The sequence below is a fragment of the Vibrio sp. 1727 genome (assembly GCF_033344415.1).
In the GTDB taxonomy this organism is placed as follows: domain Bacteria; phylum Pseudomonadota; class Gammaproteobacteria; order Enterobacterales; family Vibrionaceae; genus Vibrio; species Vibrio alginolyticus.
Genome location: NZ_JAWPOT010000170.1, coordinates 1 through 816 on the forward strand (window position 1 = coordinate 1; position 816 = coordinate 816).

Sequence of the window (816 nt, forward strand, 5' to 3'; positions counted from 1 at the left end):
ATCGGACAAGAGTTCGAGCCAGAACTGCTTAATAGCAAACAGCTGGACTGCGTCAGCTTTACACAGCAGTACTTCAAAAATGGCAAGTTATCGAGCAAAAACTTCAGCAAAGCCATGCTCGCTGCCGAACAAAAGTTAGAGTCCATCGCGACCAAATACCGCAAGAAAGGTTGGGATATTGCACTCGGCTCATCAGGCACCATCAAAGCGATTCAAGAGGTATTGATTGGGCTGGGCTTTGAAGACGGTTTAATTACAGCAAAGCGTCTGAGTAAGCTCATTGATACTTTAAACGAGTTCGCGTCAATTGATGATATTCAGTTGACTGGCTTGACCGATGAACGTAAACCGGTATTTGCCGCTGGTGTGGCGATTTTAGCTGCGATTTTTCAGGCACTAAAAATCGACCAGATGTTTTTCTCTGATGGAGCATTGAGAGAAGGCTTGTTATATGAAATGGAAGAGCGGTTTGCTCGCTCTGACATTCGCATGCGTACCACGGAAAACCTAGCACAAAAACATCGTGTGGATCTCGAGCACGCTGCACGCGTAAAAGGTCACGCACGCGAGATGCTTGAACAAGTACATTCTGAGCTTGGGATTAAAAAGAAAAGCGAACTGTTTGATTTATTAGAATGGGCCGCTCTGCTGCATGAAGTTGGGCTAAGCATCAACCTACGCAGCTTCCATCGCCACTCGTTTTATATTCTTCTGCATTCAACCCTGCAAGGTTTTAACCGTGAGCAACAACTCGTCTTGGCGACGCTTGCACGCTTTCAACGCAAAGCGCTAAGGCTCAATGAGTTACCAGAGTTC

General features: G+C 46.2%; 1 pseudogene. It reads left to right on the forward strand.

Annotated elements, in window-relative coordinates:
- Window positions 1–816, forward strand: a pseudogene (locus tag R8O10_RS24590) (exopolyphosphatase); the annotation flags it as partial.